A 17183-nucleotide genomic window follows, 5' to 3' on the forward strand; every position below is an offset into this window, starting at 1 on the left:
CCATTGCTAATAATGTTTATAGCGGTGTTAAAGTTTAACGGCGTTAATTTCTGCGTTATCGTTATCAAGTCCTAACTTATAGCCAAATGATACATGATGATAACGAGCGCTTGAATAATCATCATGTATCGCGAAGCCAAAGTTATATACTGCACCTGCGGCAATACTGACATCACCCACTTTGTCAGATTTAAGCTTACGTTTAATGACCACAGACCAAGTACCATTTTTCAATGACGCTTCAACTTCCGCGCCTTGACCTCCATGCATATTACGTTCAGCTAATATTTGACCATCTTCAACTTCTTTGCTGCCAGATTTATAGCGAACAATATCCATGTATTTATTTTCAGCTTGCGCAGCATCAATATCACTCTGGCCTTTCAATTTATCCCAACCACCCAATGCTTTATCACCACGGCCTTTTATTTCTAATTCAGTACGCGACTCTTTCAAGTACTTAGTAACACCTGAATTTAAATTTAAGCGTGTAGCGATATCTGAGCCGATGAGCTCCTCTTTTATCGGCGCATAAGGCATAGAGTTAGCGTCAGCATGGCAGGTTGCCCAACACCCAGCACGGTCAGCATATTCAACATCGTCCGTTGCTAACATAAAGGCTAACTTCATTGGGTTATCAGGATCCATTTTACCCCCTTCAACAAACGGAACTGGCGCATGATCACCGTCAGCCCAACTGAACCTCAAATATAAGCTTTCATCATCATGGCTAGCATCAATTGTTACGGGGAAACTTCCTCGCTTACCCGGTATTATGTTTGGCTCAAGTTCCTTCTCACTTTTACCTGAAACAATATTTTCACCAATATCAGCAATTTCTTTACCATGACATTCAATACAACGGTCACCTTTACTAAAAGCACGTTTACCACCATGAGAACGGCCTAATATCCATTCTAACGATGCAGTTCCCGGATAAAAAACGCTAATATCTGTGGATTTTGCTTTTGACCAATCAACATTAAGCGTGCTGCTAGAACTCGTCGCTAAAGCATTATCAGTTATTGCTTTATTAGCGGTTGAATTAGTACCTGCATTGGTTAATGCTGCTTGAACTGCTTGTTCAATTTTTTCATCTATCTTCGCTTTCTCAGCAAGCTCTGCTTCCTTGATATCTGCAGCATCTTTGGATTCTTTTGCTTCTACTCGCGCTAAACCATCAAGGTACATTTGCGGTACTTCGCGAATAAATTCAGGGTTTGGTGCTTCAAGAGCTTCAAGTGCTTCATCTGACAATTGATCTCTCACACCATGGTGAGCAATACCTTTATGACAATCAATACAGGTTTGCCCTGTTTCAAATGCATTTAAATGCTGCTTGCGGGCCCGAGGTTTTTGATATTCTGGATTCATAGACTCAAAATTATGACAATTCCGACATTCTCGTGAATCAGTATTTTTCATCGCTTTCCAAACACTCTGAGCAAGTTCAAAACGATGTTCATTAAATTTTTCTTTGGTATCTAATTTACCCGTTAACCAAGAGAATACTTCTTTAGAGGCTTGTATTTTACGCACCACTTTGTGGATCCAAGGTCTAGGTACGTGACAATCAGGACAACCCGCTCTTACGCCAGTTCTATTTGAAAAATGTATGGTGGGTTTATATTCCTGATAAACATTGTCTTCCATTTCGTGACAGCCGATACAAAACTCTGTGGTGTTTGTTGCTTCCATCGCGGTGTTAAAGCCACCCCAAAAAACAATACCGACAACAAAAAAGAGCACAGCTCCGGCTACTGTTGTACCCAGCAGGAGTCGACGAGACCAAAAGCTAGGTTTAGTTATTGTGTTATTTACCATAATTAACTCGTAGGAATAAAGCGAAAAATTAAACAAAGAGTGCGAGTACAACGGCTGTTGCACTCGCATTATTAGTCAAATGACTAATTAAGTTTTGTGGTTCATACGATTATGAACGTTAAACTTACCAGTAGGCGTTGTTAAACCCTTGATACGATGTAACTCTTTAAGCGTTTTTGCATCGTAAATTACAATCTCACCCGTAGGGTTTCTAGCATCTTTACGATTCCAAACAGATACCCAAACTTCAGTACCGTCATCATTAAACTCCATATGCAGTGCTGCTTTACCTGGCTCGGTTGTTACACGGATAGTTTTAACGATTTGGTGAGTATCTTTATCAAATACTTGTACTGATTGTTGAACTTCTGGCTCAGGATGTTTCAACTGATCAGCCCAAACATATTGTGAAGTTTCATGGGTACGGATAAATGCACCAGCACCATCTGTTTCAACTTCATAGCAAAGTTTCCAAGCTTTATCAGGATGACCCATAGGATCATTGCCCCATACTGATACTAGGCCAACACCTAAGTGAGTTGTGCCACCAACAGGACCACATTCTTTATCAATCCAGTTAGCGCCAGGACCAGGATGCGGTAATGCATCAACTTCAATCATCGCTTCTAACTTACGTTCAATAGTATCAATCACAACCATTTTATTTGAAGCATTAGCCGCAATTTGGAAGTAACGACCAGAGGGATCAAAGAAACCATCATGCAAAAATTCTGCTGAAGCAATACTAGTAATGGTTAAGTTATCTAAGTCGGTATAATCAACTTGTAGCATTTGACCAGTTTCTTTAACTGCCACGATAAATGAAGACGTTAAAGGCGAAGTGTAAATAGCAGCTACACGTGCTTCATTGATGAATTCACCTTTAGTATTGTAACCACGAGTAGATACAACTTTAAGTGGGTTTAATGTTACTGCATCCATAATAACGAAATGCGCAGGCCAGTAACCTCCAGCAATTACGTATTTTCCATCGCCAGAAACTGCGATATCACGAGCGTCATAAGCCATTTTAGTTTCAGCAACTAACATTTTGTCAGGCGTTTGCCATAAATCAATTTTATTTACTTTACCGTCACGACCAATGGTGTACCAAAAACGTCCAATATCTTTTGCATGGTCAACTTTATGATGTTCTGTACCTTTAATGACATGTACTGCGTAACCCGTATCGAGGTGAGCAATAATTTTCTTAGTATCACCATCAATAATGGCGGCAGTACCTGCGTCACGTTCGATAACAACAAAGAAGTTTTTCCAATTTAAACCATGCATTGGTTTAGTTGGATAATCTTTCGGTGCTACATATTCTTTGGTGTAAGAGCGCATTTGCGCTAAAGACATTTCTGGAGGAATAGGTGGTTCCATCTGAATGAAGGTCGCTAAATTAGCTATTTCTTCTTTACTGAATAAATCGTCAAAGTTATTCATACCACCTTCAGTACCTAAAGAAATAATCTTCTCTAAACGTTGCTGGCCTTTTTTTAAAGTATTTTCAGGCTCTAAATTTTTGCCTGTTGCGCCTTTACGCAAAGTACCATGACAACCAGCACAGCGTTGAAAGTATTGTAATTTCGCTTTATCAAAGTCAGCCTCAGACAAAGTCGGCTCTGTTGCTGATACAGACAGACTAATACCAGTAACGGCCATTCCTATTGCTAAACCAAGTGCTGACAAGCCATATTTAATTATTTTCATCGTCATTCTCCAGATATTTTTACGAGCTTAATGTTTTGGATAATTCTTATTTTTTCAGTGTTCTACTCTAATTTTATTTTTATTAGAATTTCGGTTATTTCGCTTTAATAAAAGTCGAAACTGAAACACCAATAAACAAATTCGTCGTTGTTAACGTTCTGGTCTACGCGCTTTATTATTGAAAGCAACTTAAAATCAATTACAAGAAAAAGTGTTAGTCCAGTAAACAAATGTAACTATTCATTACTTCAGGAATAAATAACCTGATTCAGATCAAGTTTTAAAAGTTTTAGTCATCAATGAATTTGCAACTTGATCAAGGTCAATAAATCAGGCGTTTTTAGAAGACTTAAGCTATTTTCGTATTAGAATCACCACAGAAACCAACTACTTAACCACATTAATTTTAGGGGTATTATTTATGAATAACCGCACTAAGTCTTTACTATATGCCGCCACTATTGGTTTGATTATTGTTGCTATTTTTTTAGGCTTTTTATCAAGCATGGCCAATCCAGTTTCTTGGGTATTAATTGTTGTGCTAGCACTGGTACCTTTGATTTATAAGAAAACAAATCAAAGCAATCAGCTGGAGTGGCAAGAAGAATATAGCGTCGGCATTGAAAGTTTAGATAATGATCATAAAAAACTGATTAACTTACTTAATCAGTTCACTACTGCCTATGACTATGCGATGAGTGAAGATTTTGAACGTCAAGCATTGAGTAATTTAATTGCTTACACAAAATATCATTTTGAACGAGAAGAGAATTTACTTGTTGAGCATAATTTTATTGATGTTGAAGCCCATAAAAAACAACATAAGGTGATGATAGCTCAAGTTGAATCATTCGTTAGCTTGTATGATGAAAAAGGTCATGACGCACTATCTGAAGTCAGTAGTTTCTTAAAAGAATGGTTAATTAATCATATCAATGGCACCGACAAAGAATATACCCAGTGCTTAACAGCAAATGGCGTAAAGTAAGAAGTATCCAAAAATATTACTCAAAAGAAATCTCTATTATTGTAGAAATTATTGCTAGTGATCGGCCGCTTTATTACGTTTTTTTATTTATCACCTAAAGAATAGTGTTTCAGAGTAAAAGCAATAAAGGTTCAATTTAAGCCTTGTTGATTTTACACCAGGGTAAGGATTATTCTCACTCAATGTATTGACGAGTAAAACTCAACACACATAGCCTGAGTATTACCTTATTTTAACACTGCTGCCTGACTCTCCTACTGCATCGATATAAACAGAAGTGTCGATAACATCGATGCAGAGAATGATAATGCAGGCACGCCACTGCACTATTTCGTACCTTGATGTAGCTATTCAGTTTTTTATCAGAAGCAAAAAACTGATCGTTGACGAACAAAGATACACTCATCCCTTGAAAGATAGGCTGTCTAAAAATAGCCATCATGAACATAAAAGCCTATTCATAATAGGCTTTTTATTCATCTTAAGTTCTTGTGTTAATATTTTTCTAACTTAAGCTACCAAGCATACTTGATTTGTACTGAGCCATTAATGCCCGCCGCAGCTAAGGTATCTAATAGTGGATCATTCGCTTCAAATCCGTTTATGTCAGACCAATGAGCGTATTTTTTGTCCGTTATATTATATATTGCTGCAGCTAAAGTTATTTTATCGCTAAAACTGTAATTAACCACCAAGTCAAACGTTGTATAGCCAGACGTTGTAGCTAACTTATTGTCGGGATCATCAATATCTGATTTTCCATCAACTAAGCTGGCATTAAATGCAATAGATGCATTTTCATCAGCACTTAACCATTGCACACCAAGTAGAGCATGATTGGGTTGTATTTCATTTAATGGTTGCTCTGTATCTTTATTTTCACCATCGCTCCAAAATAAATTACCATAGGCAGTTATACTATTATTGCTATTAAAAACATTATCAAATTTACCTTTGTAGCTAAGTTCAACGCCATAGATTTCTGCATTATCAATATTTTGAGATTGAAATATTAATCGTTGCACCGCTGGATCAAACCCTAAGTTAACTTTTGTTTGAATAAAGTCTTTATAATCATTTAAAAAGCCAACCAAGTTAAATGTATGTTGTTCAATATCAACGCTATAACCTATTTCATAGCCATGAGTTTTTTCAGATTTTAAATCGGCGTTTGGAATGGCTCGCATTTTAAACATTGGAATGTCTAAACCAATATTAGCGTCTTCAAAAGGGGGAGCTCGAAAACCTTTAACGTATTGAAGATAGACTTTGCTGTTATTATTTATTTGATAAACAACACTCAATTTAGGTGAAAAACTATCTTCACTGATATAAACAATTTCAGTAGCAGGATTATCTTCTAAATACATAACATCAGGTTTAGGTGTTAATTTATAACGATCATAACGAATCGCCGGAATAATGGTGAAATTAGTACCCTCTATGGCAATTTCATCATTAATATAAATACCTAACTCTTTAACCTCTGAAATAGGAAAGTCTCTTACAGGAAATACCTCAGATAAAATGTTATTTGTTGACACACCTGTGGCTATATTAGTTTGTACACCGTTTCGCATTTCTTTAGTTTTACTCTTACTTAACTCTAAGCCATAACCAATATGCTGAGTGGTACCACGAGTATCAATATTAGTATAAAAATTAAACCTTAATCCTTGCACTTCTTGTTCATAAAAAAAGTCTCTGTCATAAAGGTACTCTTTACCCCTAGATACCCTGCTTTCATCAGTGAGTTGTTGTGTTTCAGTATTTTGATCATAAAGTCGAATATAACCACCTTCTAACCAATCATTTTCTAAAACAAAATCATAAGTTACTAAAAAATTTTCGCGAACAGTTTCATCATCACCTAGTAATAAATGAGTTGACTCAAAACGCCCTAACCCCAAAATTGCACGCATATCACTTTGGCTATCACGTGAAAAGTAATCATAACTAAAACTGATTTCTTGGTTGTCTGATATTTCATAATAGTACTTAGCAAGAAAAGACTGAGTTTCGTTATCTTGAATATCTTTAGCTAAATCTGTTGATGTGTTGTGATCAAACTCATGGCCTTTGCGCAAAGACCCTGAAAATAGCGCACTAGACTTACCATAAGCAAAAGCTGTATTTAAAGAAATAGCCTTACTGTCATCAATTGAGTAATAACCTGTTTTTAACCCCAAATAGACATCTTTGTCTGTTTGGCTGAGTAAATCAGATGGTTTTTTAGTCACATAAGAAATCACCCCACCTATCGCATCGCTGCCATATATACTTGACGCAGGCCCTCGTAGAATTTCAACTTGTTTTATCAAATCAGGGTCGATCATGTTTCTGCCTGAGTTTGAATAGCTACCGACATTAAATTGTTCTGCAACCGGTACTCCATCTATTTCTGTTGCAATACGATTACCGGAAATGCCACGAATCGCAATATTTGAATCACCGAACCGACTGCCAGAATTAATAACATTGATACCCGCTTGATAACGAACAAGATCAGCGATATCGTGCACTAATTGTTTATCGATTGTCTCGCTATTAATGACTGAAACAGCACCGACAACGTCTTGAATTTTTCGTGGTGTTTTCCCAATAATAACGAGAACTTCAGTTTTTTCATCAATGCCTTGATGAATAACATCGTTGTTGTTTGCTATAGCAAAATGTGACGGTAATAAAATAGCTGTTAACGCTATATTAATTAATGACTTTTTATACATGTTAACTTCCTGTATGACCATAAAGTAGTAAAAGTGCTTTAATAATTCATCAGCAAAATTTTTGTATTTTATCCCAATGCAAATAAAATAATTCAACTGCCAAGTACATTATTTTGAAAATTCCAGCACTTCATATGAGTAATGTGGCGATTATAAATTAACGAAAAAGAAAAATGATGATCTTAAACAATACATACATACACAATGGTTGGCTGGAAAGGCTATTTGTTAAAAATTAGATCTACATCATGTTTTGAGATAAAGAAGGATGTTTATAGCTTATTTATTTAACATAAAATGCAATTCATCTCTTTGTTCTTTGAATGATGGTCATTACAGGAAAACGCTATCAAACGACAATATACTGGAGTTTTTTATTGATATAGCGATAAAAGGGATGTTATGACTTAGCATGTGACTGGGCGAAAGATTACCGCAAAACTGGCCGAGTGTTTTGCATAAAACGTCACAAATATTAAAAATCGTGCCGATGTAAAACTAGTATTAACGCACTTAATTTTGAGTAGGCACTTAGCTGAAGATTAAACATTAGGGTAACGCAAAAGACATTACTGAGCATAGACAGACTCAGTAATGTCAACCTACTTGCACTTCCCTTTTCTTCGCACCATCTTTTCAATTGGCGCATATAAGCGTCTTAATAAGACTTAATGTGTATGTAGTCACTCAATTGCATAAGCATAAATATCTTAACTAAGAGATAAATAGAGTTATCCTTGAATACCTGCTTTTATTAATACCGCACTATTGGGGAAACCGTCGGCGATTAAATCATGTTGTAATTGATATAAACGAATAGCTTTACGACTTTTTGGTCCCCAAATTCCATCAGGTTTTCCAACGTCAAAACCTAACGTATTAAGCTTTTCCTGAAGCGCTTGTAGTTCAGCAGGCTTGTATAATACGTCCTTATCTTGAGCACTGACCTTTAAGCCGCTAGCCCCTTGAATACGGTTAGCTAACAAGCCAACAGAAAGCGCATAATTCTCAGACAAATTCCACTTCATAATAACATTAAAATTAGGGTAGACTAAAAATGCAGGTCCACCAGCGCCAGCAGGTAAGACTAACTCAGCATCAATTTTATAATCAGATAAAGCAGTACCATTAGCACGTGTTACGCCTAAAGCTTTAAAGGTTGCTAAGGGATAGAAATGATCAAACTCGACTTGTTGAAAAGCAAAGTTTTTTGGCAGCTGTACTTGACGACCCCAACGCTCTTTTTCTAACCAGCCAATGCTATTTAAGTAATTAGCCGCACTCGTTAACGCATCGGCTTCACTTTGCCAAACATCTACTTTACCGTCATCATCGCCGTCTAATGCATACTTTCTCAATGCTGAAGGCATAAACTGCATATGCCCCATGGCTCCGGCCCAAGAACCAGCGAGTTGCTTGGTGGTGACCGTTTTATTATCGATCAAATGAAACAGATCAAATAATTCAGCGGTAAAGTATTCACTACGTCGCTCATCACAGGCCAATGTGGCTAAAGAGTTTAACACCGACATTTTCCCTTTGTTTCTACCAAAGTTAGTTTCTAAGCCCCAAAAAGACACTAAGTACTGTGCAGGAATACCGTATTTTTTAGACAATTTGACAAACAGCTCTTTATGCTCAGCTAATTTCTTTCTACCGGTTTGGATGTGATAATTAGTTAAGCGTAATTTTAAATAATCAGCAAAGCTTTGACTAAATTCAGGTTGGCGTTGATCGAGCTCAATCACGCGTTTTATCGGCGCAAGCGCTGGAATAATATCATTAACAATATAGCCTGAATAACCAGCAGATTCGGCCTTGACCTGCAAATTATTGATACATTGAGTAAAATTGTTATTACCCGAAGCATTCACTACTAAGGGCAATGTTGTTAATGAAACAAAAACTAACTGGGAGAAACGTTTAATAACGGATGACATAACAGAAAAACCTTATAAAAAATTGAATAAAACATCGAAAAATATAACCAAGTTCACTTTAGCAAATACTAACTGTCGCACCCAAGGAAAAATTAACGTAAAATGCAGATCATATGTAACAAATTCTCTTAACAATATCATTTAGGAACGTCATGAAAAAAACATTCAACATCACTCACCCAAAAATTAAAGTTGCTCGCTTATTTGAAGGTGTAAAACATGATGTGAAAAAATACATAAAAAGAGAAAGAAACAAAAAGCTGCCTGCTGGCGTTGATTTTTGGGATTTTGACTCTAAATATGGTATCACCGAAGCAGACGCAGAAGTTGTACACTTATCTGCACTTAATAAACATATCGACGAAGCTGAAAAGCTTGGCTTAACTTCATTCTATGTAGAGATCGTCGTAAAAGAAGGTTTCCGTTCAGTAAAACCGCTTGGTGAAGACGAAGACTTCGACGAACTTGACGAAGAATAACTTCAAAGCCGATTTAATTAAATAATGAAAATACCTAAAAGACTACAACCCCTGGTTGACGATGGACTGGTTGACGAAGTAATCAGTCAATTAATGAGTGGCAAAGAAGCAACTGTATATATGGTACGTTGTGGCGATGATATTCGCTGTGCCAAAGTATATAAAGAAGCCAATAAACGCAGTTTCAAAAAAGCCGCTCAATACCAAGAAGGTCGAAAAAGCCGTAATAGCCGTCGCGCACGCGCGATGGAAAAAGGCTCAAAGTATGGCAGAAAACAACAAGAAGATGCTTGGCAGAATGCCGAAGTTGAAGCCCTTTATACATTAGCTGCTGCTGGTGTACGAGTGCCTCAGCCATTTGGTTGTTTTGAAAGTGTGCTGTTAATGGAACTGATCACCGACGGTGAAGGCGATGTTGCACCGCGCTTAAATGACATAATATTGCCACGTGAACACGCCATTGAAGACCACCTTATAATGATGAATTATGTAAAGATCATGCTTTGCGAGGGTATCATTCATGGTGATTTATCAGAATTTAATGTCCTAGTTGACGAATACGGTCCTGTTATTATTGACTTACCACAGGCTGTAGATGCCTCAGCCAACAATAATGCTAAAAGCATGTTACTGCGCGATGTTGAAAATATTACTGATTATTATGCTCAATTTGCCCCAGAATTAGCAAAAAGTAAATATGCTCAAGAAATGTGGGCCTTATATGAAAAAGCAGAATTAACACCAGAAACCGAGTTGACGGGCCTATTTAAGGAAGACACAAAATCGGCTGATGTTGATACAATATTAGAAGAAATAAAAGCAGCATTTGCTGAAGAACAGGAACGATTAGAGCGTATTAGTGACGCTGATGAGTTAGATTAGTCTATTATTATCAGTTAGTAACAGTCGTTGTAAAAATACCAAGTACTTCATCATCCGTTAAAAATCGACTTTGACCTACAGGTAGATTTTCGTCCAAGAATAAGTTTCCGATGGCTTGTCGATGCAAGCCTATAACGGGATTACGAAACCGACCAAACATCCGCTTAATTTGGTGATAACGCCCTTCTATTAATTTAACTTCAGCAATATATTGATTAGCTTGTTGGCCAACAAAATTGCTCATAATTGTTAATTTTGCTGGCTTAGTGGTGATATTTTCAAATTCAAAATACATCCCTTGTGCAAAAGCTGACTGATAGTCATCTGTTAACGGGTTTTGTAAAGTGACTTGATAGCACTTTTCTACTTTATGCTCTGGGGACATAAGTCGTTCAGACCAACGACTGTCGTTGGTCAGTAACAGTAACCCGGAAGTATTTAAATCGAGTCGACCAACAATATGTAAGTTGTCTTTTTCTTCGTTACCACTGTCGCTAAATAAGTTTTGCTCGACAAGTAGGTCTATGACCGTTTTGTGTTGTTTATCTATCGTTGCACTGACTACACCAATAGGTTTATTAAGCATTATATAGAGCGCACGATTATCTTGTAAAATGTGACCATCTAGAGTGATTTTTGAGAACTTATCAATTCGTTGGCCAATATCATCTGCAATAATGGTATCTACCGCTATACGCTTTTTCGCTAACATTAAGCGCACAGCTCTGCGACTAACGCTGCAATTTTCACTAATGAAACGGTCGAGACGAGCAGTACTTAATGACATAAATAGGCATTCATTTTATCTGGGGATTAGAATTATTGATATTTTAGCCGCTTTTGATTCAAAAAATAGCGCAAACCTGTAGATAAGATTAACGAACCAGTTTAAGTATTGTTGTCTGCTTAACCGCTTCAGCTCTAACTTCAACTTTAATCGGTTTAATATCAACACGTTCAGCAATGAGTTTGTTATTTTTAAAGCGATCGAAATGAGCTTGCTTAACTTTCATTTGATGACAAAATTGATGAAAAGCTGCGTAATCTTTTCGATTAAATTTTTCATTCTCTCTTGTTAACAAACCATCTATGTAGGCGTTATCTCCATTTACTGTTAAATTGGCGATCGCCGTGTAGGGTTTACCATATTCATCAACACGTATAGCTCGTACGGTTTTTATTTCAAAAATCCAATCATCAACTTGTACAAATCGAGGCATTGATTCTATAGGGACACCGTCAGTGGGTTTATTGCTCATAATAGTTTTCGACTGCGTATTAACTAATAAAAATTCCAACTGTTTATTATCTACAGTTGGAAATTAGGGACTATAATTCTAGAGAGATATGGCTTATTTTTCAACCATTAATTGTTAATTTTTACAGCCGCAAGGTAGGTTTTTAGCTCGCTAGCACTGATTTCAGCGTCGGCATTTTTATCGATGTCTTTAAAATGCTTAACTAATTTTTCATCTTTGCTCGCAATAACTTCTGCTTCATTAAGCAAACCATTTTTATCTTCATCGAACTGAGTCAGTATGGCCGGTGTACTTTTTGCTACATTGTCTACCGACAACATTTTAGTTGCCACAGGTTTAGTTGCTGCTTGTTCAGCAATAGGAATATCTAGGCTTGCAACTTTATCTCCTGCGTTGACAAAATACGAAGCTAAGGCACAAGTACCAACAAGTAGAGTCACTTTTGTTAAGCTAATAGAATTCATTTTAATTCCTTTATTTATAGAGTTCATCGGGTTATTTTAATGATTGTAATAATATCATTAACGACATTGCAGGAATCGAACCAAAAATATAAAGCACTGATTTAATTCAATTAATGATAAAACCAAAATAACTAAGCCGCCTAAAGTGTCGCCATTAAGCAACAGATAAAACAGCCCAAAAAAAAGTAAAAAAACAAAATCGTTAATAATTCAGAAAATAACCGATGTAAAACAGTGACTAACTTATAAAAGTCATAACAAAAAACATTCTAGTATCATCTAAAGTACTGTCTCAAATAAGCGACACGCTTGTTTTTTATCTTAATAAAACTAAAATACACTCCTGATTAATACTTGTGATATCTATGAAAAAACTTAGCTTGTCCGAACTTTTTGCAATAAATTTGTATTCGATTAGAAAACTAAGCATTTTAGGTTTTACTTTTGTTGCGTTTCCGCTAGTCATAGCGTTAATTTATAGCGCAAATCAAGTCACTGAGCTTTCTCAACAAAGTACATCGGCTATCTTTAATGTTGCTGAACTCGTTAAAACAAACCGTCAAATTAACTTTACCTTAGCTAAAATGGAACGCAGTGCTGGGCAATTTATCATTCTAAAAGATCAAGACTTATTGAGTGCTTATTTAAAAGACGAACAAGTTATCTTAAAAGCAATGGCAAGTAATAACCTCTTTAAAAGCAACCCAAGCTTACGCTTGCTCAGCACAGAGTTTTCTCAAGCGATTGAGTACCTGCATAGCTACTTAACGCGGCACCCACTAGAAGAATCGTCATTAACATCGTTACAAGAACAATTTACCCAACTAGTTTCGATACGAAAAACAATAGCCGAACAAAGTAATAACTTACTCATTTTACAAGTAGAACAGGTTAAAGATTCTGCCAACGGTGTTAGACACGATATGCTAAAAAGCTTACTTATCATTCCCTTTACTTTACTTCTCGCCGCAATTTTTATCTATTTAATCACTAAACCGCTCAAGCAGTTACTCAGTAAAATACATCATTTAGCATTAGGAGACTTTGAAAAAAAGGTCACTTTACATGGCTCACCTGAGATGACAGAAATTGCTGACGCCTTGGAAGTGATGCGTAAGCGCTTGCATGCTCTGGAATTACAAAAATCGAGTTTTATTCGTCATATTTCCCATGAACTAAAAACGCCACTTGCCGCCATTAGAGAGGGAACAGAATTACTGTACGATAACAGTGTTGGTGAGTTAAACGCTGAGCAGCAAGAAATATCTAACATTATCCGTAGCAGTGTTACCCGCTTGCAACGTTTAATTGAAGACTTACTTGACTTTAATATTGTGCTCGACTCAACCAGTTTGCAAGATACTGAAATTGTTGATTTATCATTGTTAGTTACTCAGGTATTACAGCAAAGAACTTTAGATATTAAGCAGAAAAACTTAACCATTGACTATAAAAGCCACGCAATACAACTCAAGGTCAATGCCAAACAATTAAGTGTTATTTTAGATAACCTCTTATCCAATGCGATAAAGTACTCGCACGACAATAATGTTATTAACATTAACTGTTCACTTGATAATAGTCTGTTGTCGATAACCGTTATTGACCAAGGTCGCGGAATAGCCAGTAGCCAAAAAGAAAAAATATTTGATGCTTTTTATCAAGGAACACCGGCAAAGAATGCCAAAATAAAAGGTAGTGGTTTAGGTTTAACCATAGTAAAGGAGTTACTGATGCGCTTAAATGGCACCATTAATATAGCCAGTAACACAGGTAAAAATAGTGGCACTGCCATGACAATAACCTTGCCTAATGCTTTTCTAACAAAAAAAACGAGTGGAGTATCAGTGTAATGTTATGTTCATTTTATAGAATACTCACTGTTAGTTTTTTACTGTTATTACTACCCCTATTAACGGGTTGTCAGTTACTAAATAGCGACAACAAAAGCCATCATATTAACAGTGTCCCCCTTGAGTATACAGAATATTATTTGTCTTTAGTCGAGTTAAACCAAGCACAAATTGCCGATAAAACACACCAACATCAATTAGTCTCGTTAGCCGAGAGCATGTTAATCAAACAAGATAAAAATAACAGTGATGAAACTATTGAATGGCAATTAAAATCAGCACTATTTTTTGCTCTACCTCATTCACCGGTTCACAATCCGTTCACCGCAAAAAGTAAATTAAATCAGCTGTCGCTTATTACCCTGAGTAAAAACAATCTAAGCCAAAGCGACTTTGCCTTTTTTAGTATGTTAAAAACACAACTCAACCAGCAGATATTACAACTGAATGAACTATCGCAAGAAAAAAAGGCGCGACAGCTCATTAAGCAAGCCTATCAAGATCAACAACAACAATTAGAAGTGTTAAAGCAGCAAATAAATCAGCTGAGAAAAATAGAACATAATATTAATGAGCATGGGCAGTAAAAATGATGGTTTCAGCAAACAGCAAAAAATTCGATCAGCAAAAAAGTGAAAAGATACTACTTGTTGATGACGATCCCAGTTTATTAAGATTACTTGGTATCCGCTTATCTGCTGCGGGTTATCAAATAGAGTCAGCAAACAGTGCTAAAATGGCTTTAGGTATTTTAGAAACATTTCATCCGCAATTAGTGATCAGCGATTTACGTATGGAAGGTATGGACGGTATGGCATTATTTGAAAAAATCCGTCAGCAACAGCCTAATTTGCCCGTCATCATTATGACCGCACACGGCACGATACCCGATGCTATTAGTGCGACTAAGCAAGGCGTATTTAGTTTTTTAACCAAACCTTTTGAAAGCCAAGAATTACTCTCTACTGTGCAAGAAGCCATTCGCTTACAACCACAAAGTAGCGCTCATAATACCGACAAAAAAGCCGATATTTGGCGCAAGAAAATAATTAGCCGAAGTGCCGTTATGTCTTCGTTGTTACAGCAAACTTATCAAGTTGCCCAAAGTGACTTTAGTTTATTGATTCATAGTCCCAGTGGTACAGGTAAAGAACTCCTGGCAAAAGCCGTGCATTTAGCAAGTAAGCGTCATGATAAAAAATTTACGGCGATTAATTGTGCGGCAATACCTGAACAATTACTCGAGTCAGAGTTATTTGGACACTGTAAAGGTGCTTTTACTGGCGCAGATAAAAATCATCAAGGGCTTTTCCAATCAACCCATGGTGGTACCTTATTTCTTGATGAAGTCGGCGACATGCCGATGAGCTTTCAAGTTAAATTATTACGCGCCTTACAAGAAAAAGAGGTGCGCCCAGTCGGCAGTGCCCAGTCAGTAAAAGTCGATGTCCGTATTATTGCCGCTACCCATAAAAACTTACAACAAGCGATCATAGATAAAAGCTTTCGTGAAGATCTTTACTACCGCTTAAATGTTGTCGAACTCACTTTACCAGCCCTGTCTGAACGACGTGAAGATATTCCTTTGCTTGCCCAGCACTTTTTAACAGTCGCGATTAAAAGTACCAGTCATAAAATAAACGGCTTTAGCCAAGCCGCGATGGAGATTTTAATTAGGGCTGAATGGCCCGGTAATATTAGACAATTACAAAATGTTGTTGAGCAATGCGTCGCTTTATCTACCGAGCCGTTAATTAGTGAGAGTTTAATTAATAATGCTTTACGTAATGAAAGTGCACAGCTGCCTTCTTTTCAAGAAGCGAGAGAGCAATTCGAGCGTGACTACTTAGCAAAATTACTAAAAACCACCGAAGGTAATGTTTCACAAGCCGCAAAAATAGCGCAGCGAAACCGAACAGAATTCTATAAACTATTGAAAAAGCATCACTTAAATGCCGAATCATTTAGAGTAGACAACAACATGATTTCACAAGCATAGCCGAGCATAACTAAACGATGAAAAGCTTACACTTAACCAACTTTTTTCCTTATCAGCTGACGCAACTACAAGTAAAAGTGAGTGATAACATTGCTGATATTTACACAGGAAGATTTGAGCTTTCTCGTCAAGAATGGCGAGTGCTAGCCAGCTTAGGTAACGGAGAGTTATTATCCGCAAAGCAGGTAGGTGAACAAACTAACTTAGAAAAAATGCCGGCGAGCCGCGCAATAACAAGGATGCAAGCTCAGGGATTATTGGTTAAAAACACAGATAAATCCGATAAACGCTCTTCGCTATTAAAACTAACCACGCAAGGTTTGGCTATATATCAACAGTTAATACCTATGGTGCTAGCTCGTGAGCAAGAACTATTATCGGTATTAAGTGCTGAAGAAAAAAATCAGCTAGCTAATATTATTGAAAAATTAACTTTAAAATCAGTGGATATAGCGAATCAATAACAATGACAATTGTCGCTGATAATGACTAGCCAAACTCACCATTAAACAGCCTAGGTGAAATTGGCAGACAGTAAATACCTACCGTAGAGCTTAGGTTTTATCGGCTGTTATTGAACGACTCATTATTAATTAAAAAGAAGAAATTGCCGTCGCTAAAGTGTCAGTAACGTCAAAAATGCCTCACCAGATCATCGTTAATACCATCAGATAAAATAGTCTGGCAACAAAATTTTTCTGATAATACGACATGTTTTACCTCTGAACTCAAAGGGCAGGGTCAAAATAAAGCGTAAATGACGTTGCGTTAAACCCGTCGAACGATTAAAGCTAACTAGCCATGAACTATAGATTTAATACTCTAACTGTTGACAAGCTATATTAATAGTCTCAAAATAACGACCATAATTGATTAGGTGCTCAATATTTATACTTTAACAAGGTATGAATTAGAGATAATCGGGAAGTTAGTACATGCTATGCATAATTCTAACGCTGCCCCCGCAACGGTAATACTTTACGCTATGTAAAGTTAAGCCCGGAGACCGGCCTAAATGATATCGAATGACTTGCAGTGCGGTGGGCGCTA

Annotated in this window: 14 protein-coding genes, 1 pseudogene and 1 riboswitch; of the genes and pseudogenes, 7 read left to right on the forward strand and 8 right to left on the reverse strand. The window is 36.8% G+C overall.

Going from position 1 to position 17183, the window contains the following annotated elements; all coding sequences use genetic code 11:
- Positions 1 to 27 precede the first annotated feature (27 nt).
- From H4J75_RS20125 to H4J75_RS08415, 3 genes and pseudogenes are all read right to left on the reverse strand, one after another.
- Complete coding sequence (locus H4J75_RS20125; protein ID WP_259366347.1) at positions 28 to 1191, reverse strand: ethylbenzene dehydrogenase-related protein; 1164 nt, start codon at positions 1189 to 1191, stop codon at positions 28 to 30.
- An 81-nt stretch (positions 1192 to 1272) separates the two neighbouring features.
- A pseudogene (locus tag H4J75_RS20130) lies at positions 1273 to 1824 on the reverse strand (NapC/NirT family cytochrome c); the annotation flags it as partial.
- A gap of 87 nt (positions 1825 to 1911) precedes the next feature.
- Positions 1912 to 3540 carry a cytochrome D1 domain-containing protein gene (locus H4J75_RS08415; protein WP_182216678.1) on the reverse strand — a complete coding sequence of 543 codons (1629 nt, stop codon included), beginning with the start codon at positions 3538 to 3540 and terminating at the stop codon, positions 1912 to 1914.
- A gap of 421 nt (positions 3541 to 3961) precedes the next feature.
- Between H4J75_RS08415 and H4J75_RS08420 the strand changes: the two genes are divergently transcribed.
- Entirely contained in the window at positions 3962 to 4528 is a 567-nt protein-coding gene (locus H4J75_RS08420; RefSeq protein WP_182221860.1) for a bacteriohemerythrin, read from the forward strand.
- Positions 4529 to 5043: 515 nt separating this feature from the next.
- Here the strand turns inward: H4J75_RS08420 and H4J75_RS08425 are convergent.
- Together H4J75_RS08425 and H4J75_RS08430 are read right to left on the reverse strand one after the other, a co-directional pair.
- The gene (locus H4J75_RS08425) at positions 5044 to 7257 is read right to left on the reverse strand and encodes a TonB-dependent hemoglobin/transferrin/lactoferrin family receptor (RefSeq protein WP_182221861.1); all 2214 of its coding nucleotides are present in this window, start codon (positions 7255 to 7257) and stop codon (positions 5044 to 5046) included.
- A gap of 731 nt (positions 7258 to 7988) precedes the next feature.
- Positions 7989 to 9197: a lytic murein transglycosylase gene (locus tag H4J75_RS08430; protein ID WP_182221862.1), complete on the reverse strand. Its 1209-nt coding sequence runs from the start codon at positions 9195 to 9197 to the stop codon at positions 7989 to 7991.
- Positions 9198 to 9349: 152 nt separating this feature from the next.
- Here H4J75_RS08430 and H4J75_RS08435 point away from each other — a divergent pair, with 152 nt between their 5' ends.
- Entirely contained in the window at positions 9350 to 9676 is a 327-nt protein-coding gene (locus H4J75_RS08435) for a DUF6172 family protein (protein WP_070375914.1), read from the forward strand.
- A gap of 24 nt (positions 9677 to 9700) precedes the next feature.
- Positions 9701 to 10558 (forward strand): PA4780 family RIO1-like protein kinase, encoded by an 858-nt coding sequence (locus H4J75_RS08440; RefSeq protein ID WP_182221863.1) that lies wholly within the window; start codon positions 9701 to 9703, stop codon positions 10556 to 10558.
- Between the two features lie 10 nt (positions 10559 to 10568).
- Here the strand turns inward: H4J75_RS08440 and H4J75_RS08445 are convergent, their stop codons facing one another.
- From H4J75_RS08445 to H4J75_RS08455, 3 genes are all read right to left on the reverse strand, one after another.
- The gene (locus H4J75_RS08445) at positions 10569 to 11345 is read right to left on the reverse strand and encodes a pseudouridine synthase (protein ID WP_182221864.1); all 777 of its coding nucleotides are present in this window, start codon (positions 11343 to 11345) and stop codon (positions 10569 to 10571) included.
- An 88-nt stretch (positions 11346 to 11433) separates the two neighbouring features.
- On the reverse strand, positions 11434 to 11817 hold the full coding sequence (locus tag H4J75_RS08450) for a hypothetical protein (protein ID WP_259366340.1): 384 nt from the start codon (positions 11815 to 11817) through the stop codon (positions 11434 to 11436).
- A gap of 107 nt (positions 11818 to 11924) precedes the next feature.
- Positions 11925 to 12281 carry a hypothetical protein gene (locus H4J75_RS08455; RefSeq protein WP_182221865.1) on the reverse strand — a complete coding sequence of 119 codons (357 nt, stop codon included), beginning with the start codon at positions 12279 to 12281 and terminating at the stop codon, positions 11925 to 11927.
- 365 nt (positions 12282 to 12646) lie between these two features.
- On the opposite strand from H4J75_RS08455, the gene H4J75_RS08460 reads away from it, so the two are divergent.
- From H4J75_RS08460 to H4J75_RS08475, 4 genes are read left to right on the forward strand one after another with little or no spacing between them, the layout of a single operon-like run.
- A complete protein-coding gene (locus H4J75_RS08460) occupies positions 12647 to 14134 on the forward strand; it encodes a HAMP domain-containing sensor histidine kinase (protein WP_182221866.1) in 1488 nt (495 codons plus the stop codon).
- A complete protein-coding gene (locus H4J75_RS08465; RefSeq protein WP_182221867.1) occupies positions 14134 to 14721 on the forward strand; it encodes a hypothetical protein in 588 nt (195 codons plus the stop codon). Before H4J75_RS08460 ends, H4J75_RS08465 begins: the two co-directional genes overlap by 1 nt.
- 2 nt (positions 14722 to 14723) lie before the next feature.
- Complete coding sequence (locus H4J75_RS08470) at positions 14724 to 16133, forward strand: sigma 54-interacting transcriptional regulator (RefSeq protein ID WP_310733748.1); 1410 nt, start codon at positions 14724 to 14726, stop codon at positions 16131 to 16133.
- 17 nt (positions 16134 to 16150) lie between these two features.
- A complete protein-coding gene (locus H4J75_RS08475) occupies positions 16151 to 16597 on the forward strand; it encodes a MarR family winged helix-turn-helix transcriptional regulator (protein WP_182216662.1) in 447 nt (148 codons plus the stop codon).
- A 394-nt stretch (positions 16598 to 16991) separates the two neighbouring features.
- A riboswitch (cobalamin riboswitch) is annotated at positions 16992 to 17163 on the forward strand.
- Positions 17164 to 17183 lie beyond the last annotated feature (20 nt).

This window comes from Colwellia sp. BRX10-1 (genome assembly GCF_014077545.1).
Taxonomy (GTDB): domain Bacteria; phylum Pseudomonadota; class Gammaproteobacteria; order Enterobacterales; family Alteromonadaceae; genus Colwellia_A.

Coding starts and splice junctions, on each gene's coding strand:
- H4J75_RS20125 (WP_259366347.1), bottom strand. CDS start 1,191: ATGTACCTTGATGGTTTAGCGCGAGTAGAAGCAAAAGAATCCAAAGAT.
- H4J75_RS08415 (WP_182216678.1), bottom strand. CDS start 3,540: ATGAAAATAATTAAATATGGCTTGTCAGCACTTGGTTTAGCAATAGGA.
- H4J75_RS08420 (WP_182221860.1), top strand. CDS start 3,962: ATGAATAACCGCACTAAGTCTTTACTATATGCCGCCACTATTGGTTTG.
- H4J75_RS08425 (WP_182221861.1), bottom strand. CDS start 7,257: ATGTATAAAAAGTCATTAATTAATATAGCGTTAACAGCTATTTTATTA.
- H4J75_RS08430 (WP_182221862.1), bottom strand. CDS start 9,197: ATGTCATCCGTTATTAAACGTTTCTCCCAGTTAGTTTTTGTTTCATTA.
- H4J75_RS08435 (WP_070375914.1), top strand. CDS start 9,350: ATGAAAAAAACATTCAACATCACTCACCCAAAAATTAAAGTTGCTCGC.
- H4J75_RS08440 (WP_182221863.1), top strand. CDS start 9,701: ATGAAAATACCTAAAAGACTACAACCCCTGGTTGACGATGGACTGGTT.
- H4J75_RS08445 (WP_182221864.1), bottom strand. CDS start 11,345: ATGTCATTAAGTACTGCTCGTCTCGACCGTTTCATTAGTGAAAATTGC.
- H4J75_RS08450 (WP_259366340.1), bottom strand. CDS start 11,817: ATGAGCAATAAACCCACTGACGGTGTCCCTATAGAATCAATGCCTCGA.
- H4J75_RS08455 (WP_182221865.1), bottom strand. CDS start 12,281: ATGAATTCTATTAGCTTAACAAAAGTGACTCTACTTGTTGGTACTTGT.
- H4J75_RS08460 (WP_182221866.1), top strand. CDS start 12,647: ATGAAAAAACTTAGCTTGTCCGAACTTTTTGCAATAAATTTGTATTCG.
- H4J75_RS08465 (WP_182221867.1), top strand. CDS start 14,134: ATGTTATGTTCATTTTATAGAATACTCACTGTTAGTTTTTTACTGTTA.
- H4J75_RS08470 (WP_310733748.1), top strand. CDS start 14,724: ATGATGGTTTCAGCAAACAGCAAAAAATTCGATCAGCAAAAAAGTGAA.
- H4J75_RS08475 (WP_182216662.1), top strand. CDS start 16,151: ATGAAAAGCTTACACTTAACCAACTTTTTTCCTTATCAGCTGACGCAA.